Origin of the sequence: Aeromicrobium jepli (genome assembly GCF_047246605.1) — a bacterium.
Lineage (GTDB): Bacteria > Actinomycetota > Actinomycetes > Propionibacteriales > Nocardioidaceae > Aeromicrobium.
In genome coordinates, this window is the sequence record NZ_JBFOKO010000007.1 from 115,866 (window position 1) to 134,860 (window position 18,995).

Annotated in this window: 19 protein-coding genes; 8 read left to right on the forward strand and 11 right to left on the reverse strand. The window is 71.2% G+C overall.

The genetic code is table 11. The features are described 5' to 3' along the window. Nucleotides 1-97: 97 nt before the first annotated feature. From AB3M81_RS14055 to AB3M81_RS14070, 4 genes are all read right to left on the reverse strand, one after another. Nucleotides 98-1,228, reverse strand: a complete 1,131-nt coding sequence (locus AB3M81_RS14055; protein ID WP_412904538.1) for an HNH endonuclease signature motif containing protein — start codon at nucleotides 1,226-1,228, stop codon at nucleotides 98-100. 151 nt (nucleotides 1,229-1,379) lie between these two features. Next, entirely contained in the window at nucleotides 1,380-4,187 is a 2,808-nt protein-coding gene (gene leuS / locus AB3M81_RS14060; protein ID WP_412904539.1) for a leucine--tRNA ligase, read from the reverse strand. Nucleotides 4,188-4,230: 43 nt separating this feature from the next. Continuing rightward, the gene (locus AB3M81_RS14065; protein WP_412904540.1) at nucleotides 4,231-4,905 is read right to left on the reverse strand and encodes a potassium channel family protein; all 675 of its coding nucleotides are present in this window, start codon (nucleotides 4,903-4,905) and stop codon (nucleotides 4,231-4,233) included. Then, nucleotides 4,898-6,253, reverse strand: coding sequence for a TrkH family potassium uptake protein (locus tag AB3M81_RS14070; RefSeq protein ID WP_412904541.1), 1,356 nt, complete (start codon nucleotides 6,251-6,253; stop codon nucleotides 4,898-4,900). Before AB3M81_RS14070 ends, AB3M81_RS14065 begins: the two co-directional genes overlap by 8 nt. A gap of 50 nt (nucleotides 6,254-6,303) precedes the next feature. Here AB3M81_RS14070 and AB3M81_RS14075 point away from each other — a divergent pair, with 50 nt between their 5' ends. Next, on the forward strand, nucleotides 6,304-8,070 hold the full coding sequence (locus AB3M81_RS14075) for a CDP-glycerol glycerophosphotransferase family protein (RefSeq protein ID WP_412904542.1): 1,767 nt from the start codon (nucleotides 6,304-6,306) through the stop codon (nucleotides 8,068-8,070). Here AB3M81_RS14075 and AB3M81_RS14080 read toward each other — a convergent pair. Further along, entirely contained in the window at nucleotides 8,021-9,433 is a 1,413-nt protein-coding gene (locus AB3M81_RS14080; RefSeq protein WP_489671979.1) for a collagen-binding domain-containing protein, read from the reverse strand. The genes AB3M81_RS14075 and AB3M81_RS14080 overlap by 50 nt on opposite strands. Before the next feature lie 57 nt (nucleotides 9,434-9,490). Here AB3M81_RS14080 and AB3M81_RS14085 point away from each other — a divergent pair, with 57 nt between their 5' ends. The 3 genes from AB3M81_RS14085 to AB3M81_RS14095 are packed head-to-tail and all read left to right on the forward strand — an operon-like array spanning nucleotide 9,491 to nucleotide 12,813. Beyond that, complete coding sequence (locus AB3M81_RS14085) at nucleotides 9,491-10,456, forward strand: glycosyltransferase (protein ID WP_412904543.1); 966 nt, start codon at nucleotides 9,491-9,493, stop codon at nucleotides 10,454-10,456. Then, a complete protein-coding gene (gene glf / locus AB3M81_RS14090) occupies nucleotides 10,449-11,618 on the forward strand; it encodes a UDP-galactopyranose mutase (RefSeq protein ID WP_412904544.1) in 1,170 nt (389 codons plus the stop codon). The genes AB3M81_RS14085 and glf overlap by 8 nt, the downstream gene beginning before the upstream one ends. Beyond that, a complete protein-coding gene (locus tag AB3M81_RS14095) occupies nucleotides 11,611-12,813 on the forward strand; it encodes a CDP-glycerol glycerophosphotransferase family protein (RefSeq protein WP_412904545.1) in 1,203 nt (400 codons plus the stop codon). The genes glf and AB3M81_RS14095 overlap by 8 nt, the downstream gene beginning before the upstream one ends. A gap of 19 nt (nucleotides 12,814-12,832) precedes the next feature. On the opposite strand, the gene AB3M81_RS14100 is transcribed toward AB3M81_RS14095, so the two are convergent. After that, nucleotides 12,833-14,251 carry an MFS transporter gene (locus AB3M81_RS14100; RefSeq protein WP_412904546.1) on the reverse strand — a complete coding sequence of 473 codons (1,419 nt, stop codon included), beginning with the start codon at nucleotides 14,249-14,251 and terminating at the stop codon, nucleotides 12,833-12,835. 96 nt (nucleotides 14,252-14,347) lie between these two features. On the opposite strand from AB3M81_RS14100, the gene AB3M81_RS14105 reads away from it, so the two are divergent. Further along, entirely contained in the window at nucleotides 14,348-14,803 is a 456-nt protein-coding gene (locus tag AB3M81_RS14105; protein WP_412904547.1) for a MarR family transcriptional regulator, read from the forward strand. 20 nt (nucleotides 14,804-14,823) lie between these two features. Beyond that, complete coding sequence (locus AB3M81_RS14110) at nucleotides 14,824-15,165, forward strand: DUF2200 domain-containing protein (protein WP_412904548.1); 342 nt, start codon at nucleotides 14,824-14,826, stop codon at nucleotides 15,163-15,165. A gap of 2 nt (nucleotides 15,166-15,167) precedes the next feature. Here the strand turns inward: AB3M81_RS14110 and AB3M81_RS14115 are convergent, their stop codons facing one another. Beyond that, nucleotides 15,168-15,749: a TIGR03086 family metal-binding protein gene (locus AB3M81_RS14115; RefSeq protein ID WP_412904549.1), complete on the reverse strand. Its 582-nt coding sequence runs from the start codon at nucleotides 15,747-15,749 to the stop codon at nucleotides 15,168-15,170. 95 nt (nucleotides 15,750-15,844) lie between these two features. On the opposite strand from AB3M81_RS14115, the gene AB3M81_RS14120 reads away from it, so the two are divergent. Both AB3M81_RS14120 and AB3M81_RS14125 read left to right on the forward strand, forming a co-directional pair. After that, nucleotides 15,845-16,192, forward strand: a complete 348-nt coding sequence (locus AB3M81_RS14120; RefSeq protein ID WP_412904550.1) for a TraR/DksA family transcriptional regulator — start codon at nucleotides 15,845-15,847, stop codon at nucleotides 16,190-16,192. Nucleotides 16,193-16,208: 16 nt separating this feature from the next. Then, entirely contained in the window at nucleotides 16,209-16,598 is a 390-nt protein-coding gene (locus AB3M81_RS14125; RefSeq protein ID WP_412904612.1) for an ASCH domain-containing protein, read from the forward strand. A 1-nt stretch (nucleotide 16,599) separates the two neighbouring features. Here AB3M81_RS14125 and AB3M81_RS14130 read toward each other — a convergent pair whose 3' ends face one another. From AB3M81_RS14130 to AB3M81_RS14145, 4 genes are all read right to left on the reverse strand, one after another. Next, on the reverse strand, nucleotides 16,600-16,866 hold the full coding sequence (locus AB3M81_RS14130; RefSeq protein WP_412904551.1) for a hypothetical protein: 267 nt from the start codon (nucleotides 16,864-16,866) through the stop codon (nucleotides 16,600-16,602). Further along, nucleotides 16,863-17,675, reverse strand: a complete 813-nt coding sequence (locus tag AB3M81_RS14135; RefSeq protein WP_412904552.1) for a nuclease-related domain-containing protein — start codon at nucleotides 17,673-17,675, stop codon at nucleotides 16,863-16,865. The genes AB3M81_RS14130 and AB3M81_RS14135 overlap by 4 nt, the downstream gene beginning before the upstream one ends. Nucleotides 17,676-17,741: 66 nt before the next feature. Beyond that, a complete protein-coding gene (locus tag AB3M81_RS14140) occupies nucleotides 17,742-18,110 on the reverse strand; it encodes a VOC family protein (RefSeq protein ID WP_412904553.1) in 369 nt (122 codons plus the stop codon). 86 nt (nucleotides 18,111-18,196) lie between these two features. Further along, nucleotides 18,197-18,889, reverse strand: a complete 693-nt coding sequence (locus AB3M81_RS14145; RefSeq protein WP_412904554.1) for a hypothetical protein — start codon at nucleotides 18,887-18,889, stop codon at nucleotides 18,197-18,199. Nucleotides 18,890-18,995 lie beyond the last annotated feature (106 nt).

An 18,995-nucleotide genomic window follows, 5' to 3' on the forward strand; every position in this document is an offset into this window, starting at 1 on the left:
TCGCCACCCCGGTGGTCGAGTGCCGGCGAGCGCAGCGAGACGGTGTATCGAGACCACGTGATCTCGATACACCCGCTCGTTCCTCGCGGGCACTCGATCAGCGGGTGGCGGGCGCGCGGAGGTGGCGGTCGGGCAGGTGACCGTGGGACTTCATGTTGTGGTGCTTGCGGCACAGGCACCGCAGGTTCCTCGCCGAGGTCTCGCCGCCTGAGTCGTAAGCCAGGGCGTGGTCGAGATCGGTCTCGCGGACCGGTGCGAGGCACCCGGCGACGCGGCAAGTGCCGTCCCTCCAGTGAAGCGCTTGTCTGAGGGATTCGGTCGGCCGGTAGCCGATCACCGTGGTGTCGAGGATGTTCCCGACCGGGTCGAGTACGAGTCGCCGGAACACCGTGTGCTCGCTGGCGGCGAGCTCGCGGACCCAGTCGGCCCCGACGGGCTCGCCCTCGCGGGTGACTCCCGGCCCCTCGGTCAGGCCGATCAGGTCCGTCGCGGCGATCGAGATCGCGATCTCGGCGCGGACGTCCGTCTCGGTGCCCGTGCACGAGGTCAGCCAGTGCGCGACGAGGTCGGCCTGCTTCTGGTCACGGGTACGGCGGTCCTTCGCGCCGGTCTCGGAGTCCACGGCGGGCAGGGCCTTCGCCGCCCGGCGCAGCCGCTCCCCCACCGCGATCGCGACGCCGGTCGGCAGCAGCGCGGCGAGCCACGAGGTGCCGTCGTCGTTGTGGCGGATCGACACGCGGCGCTGCTCGACGGCGTGCTCGCGCTCGTGCGCGGACTGCTCGGGCTCGAGGCGGGCGCGCAGGCGACGGAGCCAGGCGCGCAGCTCGGCGACGGTGTGAGTCGCGGCGTACTCGGCCGCGGTGGCCTCGAGCGTGGCGAGCGCCGCTGCGGTCTCGAGCTTCTCGGTCGTGGCCGCGATCGCCGAGACGCGGACGCCGTCGACGTCACCGCGCTCGAAGGCCGACCAGACGGCGGGGACGCGTTGCAGCGTCTCGGCCTCGCTGACCATCGCCCAGACGGTGTTCTCGGAGACGTGCAGCGCCTGGGCCAGCTCGAGCGTCACCTCGCGGCGGGCGAGCTCCTTGGACAGCGGCATGTCGGCCGAGCGGTCGACCTCGGCCACGCGCATCGCGTGGTGCTCGACGACGAACCGCCACTCCTCGAACTCCGCGACCGCGCGGGCGCGGCGCACCGCGTCACCGGTCGCGATCGCTCGGTTCAGGTCCATGTCACCCAACATAGTGGGCGCCACCGACAGAACCTCCACGGTCCACGGGTGATCTCGATACACCGTCTCGCTGCGCTCGCCGGCACTCGATCACCGCGCCGGCGGTCGAGTAGCACGCGACGAAGGAGCGGCGTATCGAGACCACCTCAGGTCACAGGACGACGCTGACCAGCTTCGGGGCGCGGACGATGACCTTGCGGACCTCGCTGTCGCCGATCGTGCGGACGACGTTCGGCTCGGCGAGGGCGCGGGCGGTCAGGTCCTCGTCGGAGATGTCGGCGGGGACCTCGAGCTTGCCGCGCACCTTGCCCTGGATCTGGACGACGCACGTCACCAGGTCCTCGACGAGATACTGCGCGTCGGCCGTCGGCCAGGACTCGTACGTCAGCGTCTCGTCGTGGCCCAGACGGGACCACAACTCCTCGGCCAGGTGCGGCGCGAACGGCGCCAGCATCAGCACGAGGGGCTCCAGGACGGCGCGCGAGTGGACCGAGGACTTCGTCAGGTGGTTCGTCAGCTCGATCAGCTTGGCGATCGCGGTGTTGAACCGCAGCTCGCCGAGGTCCTCGGTGACGCCCGCGATCGCCTTGTGCAGGGCCCGCAGCGTGGCGGTGTCGGGCTCGCCGTCGTCCACGAGGGCCTCGCCGGACTCCTCGTCGACGACCAGGCGCCACACGCGCTGCAGGAAGCGCTGCGCACCGACCACGGCGCGGGTCTCCCAGGGGCGGGACTGCTCGACGGGGCCCATCGACATCTCGTAGACGCGCAGCGTGTCGGCGCCGTAGGCCTCGTACATGTCGTCGGGCGTGACCGAGTTCTTCAGGCTCTTGCCCATCTTCCCGTACTCACGGTTGACGGCCTTGCCCTCGAAGAACCACTGTCCGTCGCGCTCCTCGACCTGCTCGGCGGGCACGTAGACGCCGCGCTCGTCGGTGTAGGCGTAGGCCTGGATGTAGCCCTGGTTCACGAGGCGGTGGAAGGGCTCCTCCGAGCTGACGTGGCCCAGGTCGAACAGGACCTTGTGCCAGAAGCGCGCGTACAGCAGGTGCAGCACGGCGTGCTCGACGCCGCCCACGTACAGGTCGACGCCGCCCGTCTGGCCCTCGCCCTTCGGGCCGAGCCAGTAGCGCTCGTTCGCCGGGTCGGCGATGACGTCGGCGTTGTTCGGATCGGTGTAGCGCAGCTCGTACCAGCTGGAGCCGGCCCAGTTGGGCATCGTGTTCGTCTCGCGGCGGTAGCGCTTCGGGCCGTCGCCGAGGTCCAGCTCGACCTCGACCCACTCGGGCACGCGAGCCAGCGGCGGCTCGGGCTCACTGTCGGCGTCGTCGGGCTCGAACGTCTTCGGCGAGTAGTCGGGCACCTCGGGCAGCTCGACGGGCAGCATCGAGTCCGGCAGCGCGATGGCGCGGCCGTCCTCGTCGTAGACGATCGGGAACGGCTCGCCCCAGTAGCGCTGGCGGCTGAACAGCCAGTCGCGCAGGCGGTACGACGTGGTGCCCTCGCCGACGCCCGTCTTCTCCAGCCACGCGATGATCGCGGCCTTGGCCTCGTCGACGCGCAGGCCGTCGAGGCTGATGCCGTCCTCGAAGCGATCCGTGTTGTCAGAGTTGATCGCGACGCCGTCGCCGGTCCAGGGCAGGACCTCGTCCTCGGGCGACTCGACGACCGGGACGATGCGCAGGCTCAGCTCGGTGGCGAACTCGAAGTCGCGCTCGTCGTGCGCGGGGACGGCCATGATGGCGCCCGTGCCGTAGCCCATGAGGACGTAGTCGGCGACGAACACCGGGACGGGCTCGCCGTTGACCGGGTTCGTGGCGAACGTGCCGGTGAAGACGCCCGTCTTCTCCTTGTTCTCCTGGCGCTCGACGTCGGACTTGGCCGCGGCGGTGCGCCGGTACTGGGCGATCGCCGAGACCGGGTCGGGGGCGCCGCCGGTCCACTTCTCGTCGACGGCCTCGGGCCACGTCTCGGCGGCCAGCGCGTCGACGAGCGGGTGCTCGGGCGCCAGCACCATGTAGGTCGCGCCGAACAGCGTGTCAGGGCGCGTCGTGAAGACCTCGATCGGGCCGGCGGGCGACTCGAAGGAGACGCGGGCGCCGTGCGAGCGGCCGATCCAGTTGCGCTGCATGAGCTTGACCGGCTCGGGCCAGTCGACGCGCTCGAGGTCGTCGATCAGGCGGTCGGCGTAGGCCGTGATGCGCATCTGCCACTGGCGCAGGCTGCGCTTGAAGACCGGGAAGTTGCCGCGCTCGCTGCGGCCGTCCGCGGTGACCTCCTCGTTGGCCAGCACGGTGCCCAGGCCCGGGCACCAGTTGACCGGCGACTCGCTGATGTAGGCCAGGCGGTACTGGTCGATGACGGCCGGGTCGTCGGTGCCCAGCTCCTCGACCAGCTCGGAGATGGGGCGCGCCTTGCCCTGCTCGGCGTCGTACCAGGAGTTGAAGATCTGCAGGAAGACCCACTGGGTCCAGCGCATGAACTCGGGGTCGATCGTGGCGAACGAACGGCGCATGTCGTGGCCCAGGCCCAGCCGGCGCAGCTGGCGACGCATGTTGGCGATGTTCTCGAGCGTCGTCTCGCGCGGGTGGCGGCCGGTCTGGACGGCGTAGATCTCGGCGGGCAGGCCGAACGCGTCGTAGCCGAGCGCGTGCAGGACGTTGTCGCCCTGCATGCGGCGGAAGCGGCCGACGACGTCGGTCGCGATGTAGCCGAGGGGGTGACCGACGTGCAGGCCCGCGCCCGAGGGGTACGGGAACATGTCCATCACGAAGAACTTGGAGCCGCCGGCGTTGTGCGACGTGCCGTCGCCCGCGAGGTCCCCGGTCGGGTTGGGCGCCTCGAACGTGCCCTCGGCCTCCCAGCGGTCCTGCCAGGCCGTCTCGATCCGTCCGGCCAGCGCGCTGGTGTAGCGGTGCGCCGCACTCTCGGGTGCCGCGCCCTCCTGGGTCTGGTTGCTCACCGGACAAGGCTATCGGGCCCGCTCGCAGGCCCGACGCGGCGGATCAGCTGGTGCTGAGCGCGCAGAAGCTCTCGACCTTGCGCGTGGGCCCGGACACGATGAGCTCGTCCGAGCTGTCGATCGAGGTCTCGGGGCGCGCGTACGTGAAGTCCTCGCCGCGGCGCTTCACGCCGACGACCGTGATGCCGAACTTCGCGCGCAGCTGCGACTCGAGCAGGGTCCGGCCGTGCGAGACCTTCGGCGCCCGGGTGCGGGCGATGGAGAAGCCGTCGTCGAACTCGATGTAGTCGATCATCGCGCCGGTCACCATATGCGCGACGCGCTCGCCCATCGCGGACTCGGGCCGGACCACGTGGGTGGCGCCGACGCGCTCGAGGATGCGGGCGTGCTTGGCGTTGATCGCCTTGGCCCACACCTCGCTGACGCCCAGCTCGACGAGGCTCAGCACCGTCAGGACGCTGGCCTCGATGTCGGTGCCGATGCCCACGACGGCGCGGTCGAACTGCTCGGCGCCGATCTGCTGCAGGGCCTCGGTGTCGGTCGTGTCGGCCGCGACGACGTGCGTGAACTCGCTGGCGTACCGCTGCACCAGGTTGGCGTCCTCGTCGACGCCCAGCACGTCGTGACCCAGCCGCACGAGCGACTTGGCCACGGCGAAGCCGAAGCGGCCCAGCCCCAGGACGAGGACGGGCGCGGAGGTGGGGTCGTTGCTAGCCAATGATCGGTTGCTCCTCGGGCAGGTGGTACCTGGCTTGTCGGCGCCGCAGCGCGAACGCGGAGGCTGCCGTAATCGTGCCCACTCGTCCCACGAACATCAAGCCGATCAGGACGAGCTGGGCCGGGTTGTTGAGGTCGGGGGTCAGCCCGGTGCTGAGGCCGACCGTGCCGAAGGCCGAGGCGGACTCGAACAGGCTGTCGGCGAACGAGACGCCCGCGAACAGCATGAGCAGCATGGAGCCGCCGATGACGAGCGCGATCGCGATGAGGGCGATGCTGAGCGCCGTGCGAATGGTGCGAGAGCTGATCGCCCGCGAGCCGACGCGGACCTGCTCCTCGCCGCGGGCCTCAGCCAGGATGACGTAGGCCAGCAGCAGGAACGTGGTGACCTTGATGCCGCCGGCGGTCGAGGCGCTGCCGCCGCCGATGAACATCATGATGATCGCGATGTTGCCCGTGATCGGCTCGACGGCGCCCCAGTCGAAGCTGTTGAGACCGCCCGAGCGCGTCATGACGCCGCCCTCGATGCCGGTGATGAGCTTGTCCACCGGGCTGAGGCCGCCGATCGTCGCGGCGTTGTTCCACTCCACCGCCACGAACGTGCCCGCGGAGACCACGAGCAGGAACAGCGAGCCCCACACGGTCAGTCGGGTGTGGATCGTCCAGGTCGCCGGCGAGCGCCACTCCTGGTAGAGCTCCGCGAGCACGGGGAAGCCGACGCCGCCGGCGAACACCGCGATCGAGATCGGCAGGATCACCGCGTAGTCGCCGGCGTAGCTCGTGAGGCTGTCCGGGTGCAGCGAGAAGCCGGCGTTGTTGAACGCCATGACGGAGTCGAAGACGCCGTGCCACAGCGAGTAGGCGAACGAGTCGAAGTACGACGTCCAGTACCGCAGCGTCAGGACGATGGCCGTCACGCCCTGGAAGATCAACGTCGTGATCGCGACGCGGCGGAACAGCGGGCCCACGTCGCCCAGACTGACCACGTGCATGTCGGTCTGCGCCGCGAGCCGCGTCCGCAGGCCGAGGCGGCCTCCCACGAACAGGCCCAGGACGGTCGTCATCGCGATGATGCCGATGCCGCCGATCTCGACCAGCACGAGGATGATCGCCTGGCCGATGGGCGACCAGTAGGAGCCGGTGTCGACGACGGCGAGGCCCGTGACGGTCACGGCGGACGCGGACGTGAAGAGCGCGTCCATGAACGCGGGATCGTGCTCGCCCTCGCGCGCGAACGGCATGAGCAGAAGGAGGGTCCCCACGGCGATCAGCGAGAGGAACGCCAGCGGCAGCAACCGCACCGGGTGGGCGATCGAGGCCGGGAGGCGGTAGCGACGACCCCAGGGCACCCACCGACGGTACACCGGGCGTAGCGGCGGCACGCGGTAGATTGCCCGTCATGGCTTTCTCGGCGAGCTCCCTGCGCACGATGGCGGGGCGAGCCGCCCGCAGCCCCGAGCTCCCCGGCCTCGTGCTGGTGCACGGAGTGCTCGTCCTGGCGGTCGTGCTGGTCGCCCTCGGGCAGGACCTGGCCGCCGCGATCGCGGTGCTCGTCTCGGCTGCCGGCGAGGTCGTCCTCGACCGCCGCAGCCCCCTGTCCTCCGTGGCGATGCGGCAGGCCTCGGCCGGTCCCCCGCTGCGGTTCGCCGTGCGCGTCATCGTCGGCGTCACGGCCGCCTCGCGGTTCGATGACCGGCAGGCGCTGTACGCGTTCATCGTCGTGGCGCTGTTCGTCATCGCGGGCCTGTGCGTGCGCGCTCTGCACGCCGAGTACCGCCGGGTGGGCGCGCTCAAGCCGATGCGCACGCGCAACATCCCCGGCGACACCCTCATCGTGGAGGAGCCGCCCAGCCGGCCCCTGCTGTCGGTGCTCGTCCAGGCCGCCGCGCTCGCGCCGGCGCTGTTCGGTGCCCCCTGGTGGGTCGTCGCGCTCGTGGGCGTGGCCGGGCTCGCGCTGCTGGCCGCCTTCACCGTGCCGGACCTGCTGACCAGCTGGCGGATGCGCAGCGCCAAGCGCGCCACGGGCTTCACGCCGCAGCTGTCGGCGGTGCAGTCGTTCCTCGACGAGTACCGGCCCGAGGTCGTGGTGCACCTCTCCGGCCCGGACACCGCGGCCTACCAGATCAACACGTGGATCGAGGCCCTCGAGCACCTCGACCAGCGCGTCTTCGTGGTGCTGCGCGACCACCCGCTGTTCGAGCGGATGGCGTCCTCGTCGCTGCCCGTCTTGTCCCTGCCGGCGGCCAGCGAGCTGCTCATGCTCGACTTCTCGATGGCCAAGGTGGCGCTCTACCCGAGCAACACGGGCAACAACATCCACCTGCTGCGACTGCCGACCATGATGAGCGCGTTCATCGGCCACGGCGACAGCGACAAGAGCGCCTCGAACAACCCGTTCTCGCGCGTCTACGACGAGCTGTGGGTCGCGGGCGAGGCCGGCGCGGACCGCTACCGCCGCTCGGGCCTGAACATCCCCGAGTCGACGTACCGCTTCGTCGGGCGGCCCCAGGTGCACGCGATCGACCCGACCCCGCGCGTCGGGGACGTCGAGCTGCCGACCGTCCTCTACGCCCCCACGTGGGAGGGCGTGAACCAGCACCAGGAGTACTCGTCGCTGCGCGCGATCGGCCTGCCGCTCATCGAGGCGCTGCTGGCCGACGGCGGCGTGCGCGTCGTCTACAAGCCGCACCCGTTCACGGGCCAGCGCGACGCCAAGTACCGCGCCGTCCACGCCGCCGTCGCCGCGCGGCTGGACGCCGCCAAGGCCCGCACCGGCATCGACCACCGCGTCGTCAAGGGCGGCTCGCTGACCGCGTGGATGAACCAGTCCACGGCTCTCGTCAGCGACATCTCCAGCGTGCTGTCGGACTGGCTCGCCGGCGAGAAGCCCTACGCCGTCTTCAACCACGAGGGACTGCCCGCCCGGGCCTTCCGCGAGGCCTACCCGTCGAGTGCCGCCGCCACCCTGCTCGGTACCGAGGCGAGCGGCGTCGGCGAGTTCCTCGACGTCGTCACCGGCCGCTCACCCGACCAGCTAGCCGAGTACCGCTCGAAGCTGGCGACGTACCTGCTCGGCCCGCCCGAGCAGCGCTCGCTCGAGGCGTTCCGCGACGCCGTCACGGCGTTCGTCGAGCGCTCCGAGCGCGAGCGGTCCGTCTACCGCTGAGCAGCATCAGCAGCATCCCGACGACGGTGGTCACCGCGCCGGCCGCCAGGACGGCCCCGCCCGGACCTCCGGCGTCCGGCAGGCCGCTGCCGTAGTAGCCGCTGTCGCCGTAGAAGCCGTTGTCGTCGAACCCGCCGCCCGCCACGGTCTGCGCACTCGTGGGCTCGGTGGTCGGCTCCGTCGTCGGCTCGGTGGTCGGCTCGGTGGTCGGCTCCGTCGTCGGCTCGGTGGTCGGCTCCGTCGTCGGCTCCGTCGTCGGCTCGGTGGTCGGCTCCGTCGTCGGCTCCGTCGTCGGCTCCGTCGTCGGCTCACAGTCGATGAGCGCCTGGAACGGGAAGTCGTGGACCTCGCGCGGGGCGGTCCGGTCGCTCGCGAACGTGAGGTGGTCGAAGCTGCGGGCGATCACGTTGCCCTCGATGTTGCCGTTCGCGTACCAGTCCAGCTCGGCACGCGGGGCGTAGATCGTGCCCTCGAGCGTGTCCGACTGGTCCACCACGATCCGCGTGGCGTCGTGGAAGTTCCACAGGATGTACGGCGCGTTCGCCCCCGAGACGCCTGCCAGGTTCGGCGTGCTCCCGTCGAAGTCGCCGCTGACGTTGATCACCAAGGGCGTTCCGGCGGAGGGTCGCGGATCGTTGAAGGTGATGCTCGTCAGCGCGTCGAGCTCGGCGGCCGTCAGGTCCAGCACGTTGGTGACGCCGCTGGTGAGGGAGACGTAGGCCTGGGTCGCCGTGCTCACGGGCCGGTCGAGCGCCACGCCGTTCGCGGACGTCAGCGTCACGTTCTCGGCGCACTGGCCGATCTCGGTGGACAGGGCCCGGTACTGGGCGAACGCCGAGTCGAAGTCGAGCCCGGGGAGCGCCTGCGTGAACTGGTCGACCGTCTGGGCCACCTGGACCTCGAGGCGGGGGATGTAGTCGGCCGCCTGCCCCGGCGGCACCGCGACCGCGCCGGGCCCACCGACGAAGGCGTCGTAGCTCGAGTCGTCCAGGACTCGCGCCTGTCCCCCGATGACGCGCAGGATCGCGCCGGAGCCGGCCGCGGGGAAGTTCAGCGCGCCACCGACGTAGAGCGCGACGCCCTCGGGCGTCTGCGAGCTCCCCGGCCGGATCACGTTGTAGTTGCGGGCGAACGTCGCGTTCCCGCCCGCGGCGACCGTCCCCTCGGACTCGTCCGCGTCGAAGCGCACGTCGCCCTCGACGAACACGAGGAAGCCCGAGTTGGCCGGATCGCCCGCGTCGATGACGACGGGGTTGACCGGCCCGACGGCCCACGCCGGGGGCGCCAGGACCAGGCCCGCGCCGACCGCCGACGCCAGCACGCCGGCGACTGTGAGTGCTCGACCCCCGCGCAGCAGGCTCACCCGAATCACGGTAGGTGGCATTCACGCTGATGTCACGGGGGCCGATAGCCTGACGGGGTGAATTCGACGACGACCGGCCCCCTGGCGATCGCCATCGTCACCTTCAACCGCTCCGCCCTCCTCGACGAGCTGCTGCAGAGCGCGTCGGCCATGGCGACCCTGCCCGACCACATCGTGGTCGTGGACAACGCGAGCACCGACGACACGCAGGACGTCGTGAAGGCCTGGGAGGCGAAGTTCCCGCCGGGCGTCCTGGTCAACCACCGCATGGCGACCAACACCGGCGGCGCCGGCGGCTTCAGCGAGGGCACCAAGGTCGCCCTCGAGCTGGGCGCCGAGTGGGTCTGGCTCATGGACGACGACGTCGAGATCCTGCCCGACGCGCTCGAGCGGTTCGCCCCCTGGATGGCGCGGTTCAAGGTCATCCACGGCCGCCGCTACGACGTCGACGGCACCCCGTTCTACTGGCAGGCCAAGTTCAACCAGTTCCTCGGCGTGCCGCTGCCGTACTCGATCAAGACCTTCAACACCGACGGCTACGCGATCACCAACTCGGGCACGTTCGAGGGGATGCTCGTCCACGCGGACGTCGTGCGCCGCATCGGCCTGCCGGACCCGCGGTTCTTCATCTCGTGGGACGACGCGATCTACGCCTGGCTGGCCTCGCTCGAGACCGAGGTCGTCTACGTCGACGAGTTCGTGCTGCAGAAGAAGCGCGAGCAGAAGCAGGTCAGCCTCGGCATCCGCCACCTCAACGACTCCAGCCCGCTGGCGAAGTACCACGTCATGCGCAACCGGGCCTACGTCGGCCGCTACTTCGACGTGCACGGCCGGCTCAACCGCGTCGGCTTCGCGATCGGCACGTTCCTGACGTTCGCCAAGGAGATCGTGCGGCTCGTCGTGGTCGAGCGCTCGTTCCGGGGCTTCACCTCCCTCGTCCGCGGCTTCCGCGACGGCCGCAGGATCTGGGCGGACCGCACGTGGACGCCGATGCCCGCGCTGACGGGAGGCGCCGATGACTGACGTCCTCGTCGTCGGGTCCGGCTTCTTCGGCCTCACTGTCGCAGAGCAGTTGGCGAACGACCCGGGCCTCAAGGTCCACGTCATCGACCGGCGCTCGCACCTGGGCGGCAACGCCTACAGCGAGGCCGAGCCCACCACCGGCATCGAGGTGCACCGCTACGGCGCGCACCTGTTCCACACCTCGAACGAGCGCGTGTGGGACTACGTCAACCGGTTCACCACGTTCACCGGCTACCGCCACCACGTGTACTCGACGTACCGCGGCGAGGTGTACCCGCTGCCGATCAACCTCGGCACGATCAACCAGTTCACCCGCTCGGCGATGACGCCCGACGAGGCGCGCGCGTGGGTGGCCGAGCAGGCGGGGATCGGCCTGTCGGGCGGCTCGGCGGCGGCCACGAACCTCGAGGAGAAGGCGATCAGCCTCATCGGGCGCCCGCTGTACGAGGCGTTCATCAAGGGCTACACCGCCAAGCAGTGGCAGACCGACCCGACCGAGCTGTCCGCGGACATCATCACCCGGCTGCCGGTCCGGTACACGTACGACAACCGCTACTTCAACGACACGTACGAGGGCCTGCCCACCGACGGCTACACGGCGTGGCTCGAGCGGATGGCGGACCACCCGAACATCACGATCGGCCTCGACACCGACTTCTTCGACGGGTCGCAGCCGTACAACAAGGCCGACACCGTGGGGCGGCTCCCCGTCGTCTACACGGGTCCGCTCGACCGCTACTTCGACCACGCGCACGGGCCCCTCGGCTGGCGCACGCTCGACTTCGAGTCCGAGGTCCTGCCGATCGGCGACTTCCAGGGCACGCCGGTCATGAACTACGCCGACCCCGAGATCGCGTACACGCGGATCCACGAGTTCCGGCACTTCCACCCCGAGCGCGACTACCCCGGCGACGCGACCGTCATCATGCGTGAGTTCAGCCGGTTCGCGAACGTCGGCACGGACGACGAGCCGTACTACCCCGTCAACACGGCCGCCGACCGCGAGGCCCTGCTGGCCTACCGCCGGCTGACCGAGGGCGAGCCGGACGTGCACTTCGGCGGGCGGCTGGGCACCTACCAGTACCTCGACATGCACATGGCGATCGCGTCGGCGCTCTCCATGGTCGACAACGTGCTGCGCCCGGGACTGGTCCGTGGCTGAATCGCGGGTCGGGCCCGTCGCCCGCCTGCGCCAGTGGGCGATCGGCCGCATCCGCCGGTCGCGCTTCCTCCCGGTCGGCATGCCGGACAAGCGCACCGACGAGGACCGCCTCGGCCGTCCGTTCACGCAGTCCGTGCTGTTCTACTTCCCGAACGGCGCGGACGCGCTCTACCAGGTGCGCCCGTGGCTGCCGGCGCTCCAGGCGCTCGACGCGCAGCACGGCGTGGTGGCGGTGTTCAAGGACTCGCGGACCGCGCGGATCGTGCGCGCCGAGTCCGGCCTCGACTGCGTCACGCTCGCCCGGTACGGGCAGCTCGACGAGATCCTCGCCGTGAGCGACGTGAAGCTCGCGCTGTACGTCAACCACGACCCCATCAACTTCGAGTGCCTGCGGTTCACGTCGCTCGTGCACGTCTACCTCGGGCACGGCGACAGCGACAAGGGCGTCTCGGTCTCGAACCAGGTCAAGGCGTACGACCTGTGCTTCCTCGCGGGCCAGGCGGCGCTCGACCGCACGAGCGCCGCCGTCATGCTCTACGACGCTCCGGCGCGGTCGGTGCTGATCGGCCAGCCGCAGCTGGACGCTCCCCTGCCGGCGCCGCGTCCCGACCCGACGCGCCCCACGGTCCTGTACGCGCCCACGTGGGAGGCCTCGCAGCCCTCGGTCTCGTACGGCTCGCTGCTGACGCACGGCGCCGCGATCGTCGACGCGCTCTCGGGCACGTACCGCGTCGTCTACCGGCCGCACCCGCTCAACGGCGTGATCGACCCCGCCTACGGCGAGGCCGACGCGATGGTCCGCTCGCGGGCCGACCGCGTGGACACCGACGTGCCGCTCGAGCAGTCGTTCGCGGACGCGGACCTGCTCATCACCGACGTCTCGGCGGTGACGCTCAACTGGCTGCCGAGCGGCAAGCCGGTGCTCGTGTGCCGTCCCCGCGTGCCCGTGCCGCCGTCGCGGCTCATGGACGCGCTTCCCGTCGTCGAGGAGGGTGCCGACGTCGCGGCCCTCGTGGCCGAGCACCTCGGCTCGGACCCCACCGCGCAGGCCCGGCGCGACCTCGTCGAGTACTACCTCGGCGACACCACGCCGGGCGCGGCGACGGCGCGCTTCCTGCAGGCCTGCGCCGACGCGATCGACCTGCGCGACCGCGCGTGGGCCGAGCAGCGCGCCCGGGGCGCCACCGGCCCCTGAGCGCGCGGCGCGGGGCGGCTCAGGCCCTCGCGCCCTGCCGCGGCACGAGCAGCGCGACCAGGGCGCCGGCGAACGCCGCTCCGGCCCCGATGACGAAACAGAGCTGGAACGCGCCCTTGTCCGGGATCGCGTAGCCCGCGAAGTCCACCGTCTTGCTGGTCAGCACGGCGGCCATGACGGCGCCGGCGATCGTGGTGCCGACCGAGCGCATGAGGGCGTTCAGGCCCACGCCGGAGCCGGACTCCGACTCCGGGACGTTGTCCAGGATCAGGGTGGGCATGGCCGCGTAGCCGATGCCGACGCCCGCGCAGGCGACGAGCGAGCCGAGCATGAGCTCCCACGGCGCGTTCATCAGGAACAGCGTCACGAGGTAGCCGACCGCCAGGACGGTGGCGCCGACCGACAGGGTGACCCGGGCGCCGACCGTCGTGATGAGCTTGCTCGACACCGGGGCGAACAGCATCATCATGAGGCCGCCGGGCGCCATCCACAGGCCGGCCTGCAGGATCGTCTGGCCCAGCCCGAAACCGGTCTCCTCGGGCATCTGCAGCAGCTGCGGCAGGACGATCGACTGCGCCATCATGCCGAAGCCGATCAGCACCGCGGCGAGGTTCGTGAAGAGCACGGGCGGGTGGGCGCTCGTGCGCAGGTCGACGAGCGGGTCGTGGTGGCGCAGCTCGAACCAGGCCCACAGCAGCAGGACGACGACGCCGCCCACGATCGAGCCGATCGTCCGGCCGTCGGTCCAGCCCCACTCACTGCCCTTGCTGACGCCGACGAGTGCCGAGACCAGGCCGACCGCGAGTCCGAGGACGCCGACGACGTCGATCCGGGCGGGGTGCTCGTCGTGCACGCTCGGGATGACCACGACCGTGGCGACCGTGACGATCGCCGCGAGGACGGACGAGAACCAGAACAGTGCGTGCCACGAGTAGTCCTGCGCGACCCACGCCGCGAGCGGCAGGCCGAGCGCGCCACCGACTCCCATGGTGGCGCTCACGGCGGCGACGGCGGTCGCGCGCCTCTCGACGGGCGTGACCTCGCGGACCATGCTGATCGCCACGGGGATGTAGCCCATCGCCATGCCCTGCAGCGCGCGACCGACGAGGAACGGCGCGAGCGAGCTCGACAACGCCGCGAGCAGCGAGCCGACGACGAGGACGGCCGCGGAGACGACCATGACCTTCTTCTTGCCGTACATGTCGGCGAGGCGTCCGGTCACGGGCATCGTGACGGCCGCGGCGAGGAGCGTGGCGGTCACGGCCCACGAGGCGTTGGCGGGCTCGGTGCCGAGCAGCTTGGGCAGCTCGCTCTGGATCGGGATCACGAGGGACTGCATGAGCGCCCCCGAGAAGCTGCCGAAGGCGAGCACCATGACCACGAGCGCCGTGGGGAACGTGGTCTCGACGGGCTCGTCGACGACGGAGGGAGAGTGCATGGGCTGGTCGTCCTGTCGGAGAAGCGGTGTGTAACTTACACAATCGGCTTGTGTAGACTACACACGAGTCTCGTCCCCCGACAAACGGAGACCTCCATGACCTCGATCACGCAGGCCGCCCGCGGAGCTCCGGCGTGGGCCGCGCTGAGGGCGCTCGCCCGCTTCGAGCGCGCCCGGCGCGCCGCCGAGACCGGCGAGTTCGGACACGCCGACGGACGCCTGCTGTGGATGTTCTCCGACGGCCGGCCGCGCACCCTGCGCACGATCGCCGAGGAGCTCGGCCTCGAGCAGTCCACCGTCAACCGCCAGGCGAACGCCGCGCTCAAGGCCGGGCTGCTCGAGCGCTCGCGCGAGCCCGGCCAGTCCGCGTGGCACTTCAGCGCCAGCCAAGCGGCACTGGACATGTTCTCGCGCGAGCTGACCGCGCAGCTGGCGATGCTCGACCAGGCCCTCCAGGTCGTTCCCGAGAGCGAACGCGCCGTGTTCCTGCAGCACATCGGCGCGTTCGCGGACGCCTACGTCGAGGCCGCGGAGGCTGCCGCGCGCGACTGATCGCGGCCTACACTCGGCGGATGCACCGGATCTTCACCACGACCGTCGCGTCGGTCTACCCGCACTACGTCGCGAAGGTCGAGCGCAAGGGCCGGACCAAGGCCGAGCTCGACCAGGTGATCGAGTGGCTCACCGGCTACGACGAGGCCACCCTGCAGCGCCACCTCGACGACGGCTCGACGTTCGAGGAGTTCTTCGCCCAGGCGGACCTCAACCCGAACGCCGCGCTCATCACCGGCGTCGTGTGCCACGTCCGGGTCGAGGAGGTCGAGGACCCGCTCATGCAGCGGATCCGGTACCTCGACAAGCTCGTCGACGAGCTGGCGAAGGGCAAGGCGATGGAGAAGGTCCTGCGCGGCTGAGCTCATCCGGGCGTCCACCGCGGGTCGCGGCCCGTGCGCGCGACGAGGCGGTCCAGCACCGGCGCGTCGGGCCCGATCGGGACGGCCGGACCGAAGAGGCCGGGCGTCCCGCTCTCGTCGTAGCCCTGCGCGAACTCGAGGCACGCCTGGGCCGTCGCGTCGTCCACCTCGTAGTCCTGTCCGCTCGCCCGGGCGACGTCCCAGCCGTGGACCACGATCTCGTCCAAGGCCACGCGTCCCGCGACATCGCCGGGCAGGTCGACGTCGCCGGCGCGGGTCATCCCCTGCCACGCCTCGTCCCGGCGCCACGAGCGCACGAGCCGCGGCACGTGGAGGTGGAGCGCCTCGCGCCAGCCGTCCTGCACCGTGGGCGACTCGGTGGGGTCGGGCGCGGTGTCGGTCAGGGGCCCGAGCTCCTTGTCGGCGGCCGCGCGGAACGCCTCGGTCAGTCCCACGACGTGCTGCAGGAGCTGACCCAAGCTGACGCCGGGACACGGCGTCTCGCGGCCCAGGTCCGCGTCGTCGATGCGGTCCACGACCGCCAGGAGCGCCCGGCCGGCGGGCTCCAGGTCGACCTTGTCCATCCTTCGAGTGTCCTCGCGCGGCCTGCGTGGCGAAACCCACGAGGCTGGGCCGCGGGAGCCATCATGGTGGGGGCGTCTCGGCGGAAGGAGACTCGATGACGGACACCGACCCTCGCGGCCTCCTCGAGGCCGAGCGGCAGCGCACGCTGCGGCAGATCGCCACGTTGACCCAGGACTTCGACGCCGTCGTCGAGGCGTCGAAGGACTCGAACGCGGACGACGAGCACGACCCCGACGGCGCGACGATCGCGTTCGAGCGGTCGCAGGTCGACTCGATCCTGCAGCAGGCCCGGCGACACCTCGCCGAGATCGATGCCGCACAGAGGCGCCTCGACGCGGGAGCATATGGGACATGCGAGAACTGCGGCCGACCCATCGCCCCCGCCCGGCTCGAGGCCCGGCCCGTCGCGCGCACCTGCATCGACTGCGCGTCGCGGCGCTGAGCCCGGAGGTCGCGTGATGTGGCCCCGCGTCGACGGGCTGCGCAGCATCGAGCTCGGTTTCCCCGGGGAGCTGCGTGACCGCCTGAACGGCCTCGTCCTGGCGGGGCGGAAGCGCGCCACGGCCGGGCTGCTGCTGGAGTACGAGCGCGAGGGCGAGGAGCTCGAGCACGTCGGCGAGCGCCTAGTGCTCCTCGACAGCGAGCGCCAGCCGGTCGGCACCATCGAGATCACCGGGGTCGAGACGCTGCGCTTCATCGACATCCCGTGGGAGTTCGCCGCCGCCGAGGGCGAGGGCGACGCCGACCTCGAGGAGTGGCGCGCCGGGCACCTCCGCTACTGGGAGCAGGAGGGCAACCCCGTCGAGGACGACACCCCGATCGTGTGCCTGCGCTTCCGGCTGGTCTGACTCACGCGAACGGGTACACGGCGATCGCCCGCCGAGCGCGCTCCAGTGCGCGGTGAGCAGTCAGGTAGTAGACCAGCGACGCGATGATGCCGCCGCCCATCGCACCGGCGATCGCCAGCACGAGCACCCATGCGGTCCTCGAGCGCCCGGTCCGCGCCCAGGCGGCGTCGCTCGTCCGGGAGGCATGCACCAAGGCGGCGATCCACGGCAGGATGAGGACGCCGACGAAGACCGCCAGGCTCAACGCCGTCAGCAGCGCGGCGATCATGCGGGTGGCAACGCGGTGCCGAGCGCTCGGTAGAGGCGGTCGATGTCGTCGACGCCCAGCGGGCCCTCCTGCGAGAGCTGGGGGTAGAGCCTCCGCGGCCACATGACACCCACGCCGTCGATCGAGAAGTCGCCGCCGAAGAGCGGCCAGCGCGCCTCGATGAAGCACAGGACGCCGCGGACGGGGATCTCCGGGCCGACGATCTCCCGGACGAGCTCCAGTTGCCCCAGCATGCCGTCGACCAGCCTCGTCTGGTTGCGTCCGCCCACCATGAGCTTCTCGACGCGGGGCCGGCGGAACCCGCCTTCGACGCGCAGCACGGGCTGCTGGTCGCGGTAGCGCTTCGGGTCGAGGATCCACACGCCCGAGGGCGAGATCGCGATGTGATCGATGTTCGAGCGCTTGCCGGGCACGCGACGGTCGTGCAGGACGCGCAATCGCTCGTTGGCCATCTCCTGGAGCCGAGCGCCGAACTGCTCCTCCCCGATCGCTCCGGTGTCCCAGGACTTCGTCGACCGGCGCTCGCCGCCCAGAGCCAACCTCAGGCGGGCCGTTCGCGGGTGCCGATCCCGCACTCGCTGTTCGTCCATGGCCCGGCGACGTTCGTACTCGCGGCGGGCCGACGCGCCGGGCACACCGGCGTCGACCTCCGCCGCGGCAGTGGACTCCCGGCACTCGACGCATCGCACGGTCTTGGTCACACGCTCCCAGATGGCCTCCGCCCTGGCAGGCAGCTCGGTCCCACAGAGCCGGCACTGCCCCGCGTATCGCAGCCGCATGCGCTTCTCGGGCGGTGTCTCGATCGTCACCGGCCGACTGTAGGCACGAATGCGGCACTGCGTCCCAAGAACACCATCAGTCACATGGTGGAGGGATCACGGCTCGATGTGCGACAGCACGTTGAGCGTGCGGCCGGTGGGGTCCCGGACGAAGAAGCGGCGGACGCCCCAGGGCTCGTCGCGCAGGTCGCGGACGATCGCCATGCCCGCGGCGAGGGCCTCGCGGTGGGCCGCGTCGACGTCGTCGACCTCGATGGACACGTCGACCGCGGCCACGTCGGGATCGACGGCGGTCGGGCTCGGGTAGGTCACGATGACCTGGGTCGTCGGGGTGGTGGGCGAGGCGAACATCAGCATCCCGTCCTCGTCCATGGACACGCGGAAGCCCAGATACGATTCGTAGAACGATCGCGCCGCGGCCGGGTCATCGGTCGTCAGGACGGGGATGGCGCGACGGATCCTCATGCTCGAGTGTCCCGCCGTCGCGCGGGCCTGCCAAGAGGCCGGACCGCCGCCCCGCGACGGGGCGCCGGTCCGGCCGGAGGACGTGCTCAGCGGTTGATCGGGCTACGGCCGAAGGCGAGTCCGGCGAAGGCGACGATCAGCCACAGGCCGCTCGCGACGCCCGGGAAGCCGGGCAGGCCGAAGGCGGCGACCGTGATCACGACGGGCAGGATCGGCAGGATGCTGAAGATGCCGATCCAGCGCGAGATCAGGCGCTCACGCAGCGACATCCACACGACGGCCACGGCCGCGACCGTCACGCCGAGGTAGCCGATGTAGGCGCCGAAGTCGTTCAGCACGAACAGGATGTAGAGGCCCTCCGTGTCGAACGCGCCCTCCTCGCTGCCGGTGTAGAGGCCGAAGGCGCCGCGCCAGCCGTAGCCGAGCGAGAGCGCACCGGCCGCGGCCGTCAGCGCCAGCGGCACCACGCGGGCCGCCGTGCTGGCGAGCGCGCGGGGCTCGACGTGGCGGCGCCACGCGGCGGCCAGGAACAGCAGCAGGCCGACGGTGAGGTAGCCGACGATGACGCTCGCGTGCGCCTTGCCCGAGCTGACCTCGTCCACGACGGCCTGGCTGTACGGGGTGTCGATGTCCCAGCCGGTCGGGTGGATGTCGAGGGCGAGCGTGGCGACGATCGCGCCGACGCCGGCCGCCACGCCGAGCAGGGGCCAGCGGCCCCGTCCGACGGTGGGCGCGGGCTGCGCCTCGGCGCGAGCGTGGGTGGTGGTCGAGGTGCTCATGGGGGGTTCCTTCCGTTTCTTCACGACTTGACGTGCCGTGAACGTAGGAGGGGACCTGTCCCGGGCGACAGGGACGAGCACCCCGATTCGCCCGGGATCCTCGGCC

What these genes read in the sequence shown, in the direction of transcription:
- AB3M81_RS14055 (WP_412904538.1), bottom strand. Translation starts at nt 1,228, where the DNA reads ATGGACCTGAACCGAGCGATCGCGACCGGTGACGCGGTGCGCCGCGCC.
- AB3M81_RS14075 (WP_412904542.1), top strand. Translation starts at nt 6,304, where the DNA reads ATGGCTTTCTCGGCGAGCTCCCTGCGCACGATGGCGGGGCGAGCCGCC.
- glf (WP_412904544.1), top strand. Translation starts at nt 10,449, where the DNA reads ATGACTGACGTCCTCGTCGTCGGGTCCGGCTTCTTCGGCCTCACTGTC.
- AB3M81_RS14100 (WP_412904546.1), bottom strand. Translation starts at nt 14,251, where the DNA reads ATGCACTCTCCCTCCGTCGTCGACGAGCCCGTCGAGACCACGTTCCCC.
- AB3M81_RS14105 (WP_412904547.1), top strand. Translation starts at nt 14,348, where the DNA reads ATGACCTCGATCACGCAGGCCGCCCGCGGAGCTCCGGCGTGGGCCGCG.
- AB3M81_RS14110 (WP_412904548.1), top strand. Translation starts at nt 14,824, where the DNA reads ATGCACCGGATCTTCACCACGACCGTCGCGTCGGTCTACCCGCACTAC.
- AB3M81_RS14115 (WP_412904549.1), bottom strand. Translation starts at nt 15,749, where the DNA reads ATGGACAAGGTCGACCTGGAGCCCGCCGGCCGGGCGCTCCTGGCGGTC.
- AB3M81_RS14120 (WP_412904550.1), top strand. Translation starts at nt 15,845, where the DNA reads ATGACGGACACCGACCCTCGCGGCCTCCTCGAGGCCGAGCGGCAGCGC.
- AB3M81_RS14125 (WP_412904612.1), top strand. Translation starts at nt 16,209, where the DNA reads ATGTGGCCCCGCGTCGACGGGCTGCGCAGCATCGAGCTCGGTTTCCCC.
- AB3M81_RS14130 (WP_412904551.1), bottom strand. Translation starts at nt 16,866, where the DNA reads ATGATCGCCGCGCTGCTGACGGCGTTGAGCCTGGCGGTCTTCGTCGGC.
- AB3M81_RS14140 (WP_412904553.1), bottom strand. Translation starts at nt 18,110, where the DNA reads ATGAGGATCCGTCGCGCCATCCCCGTCCTGACGACCGATGACCCGGCC.
- AB3M81_RS14145 (WP_412904554.1), bottom strand. Translation starts at nt 18,889, where the DNA reads ATGAGCACCTCGACCACCACCCACGCTCGCGCCGAGGCGCAGCCCGCG.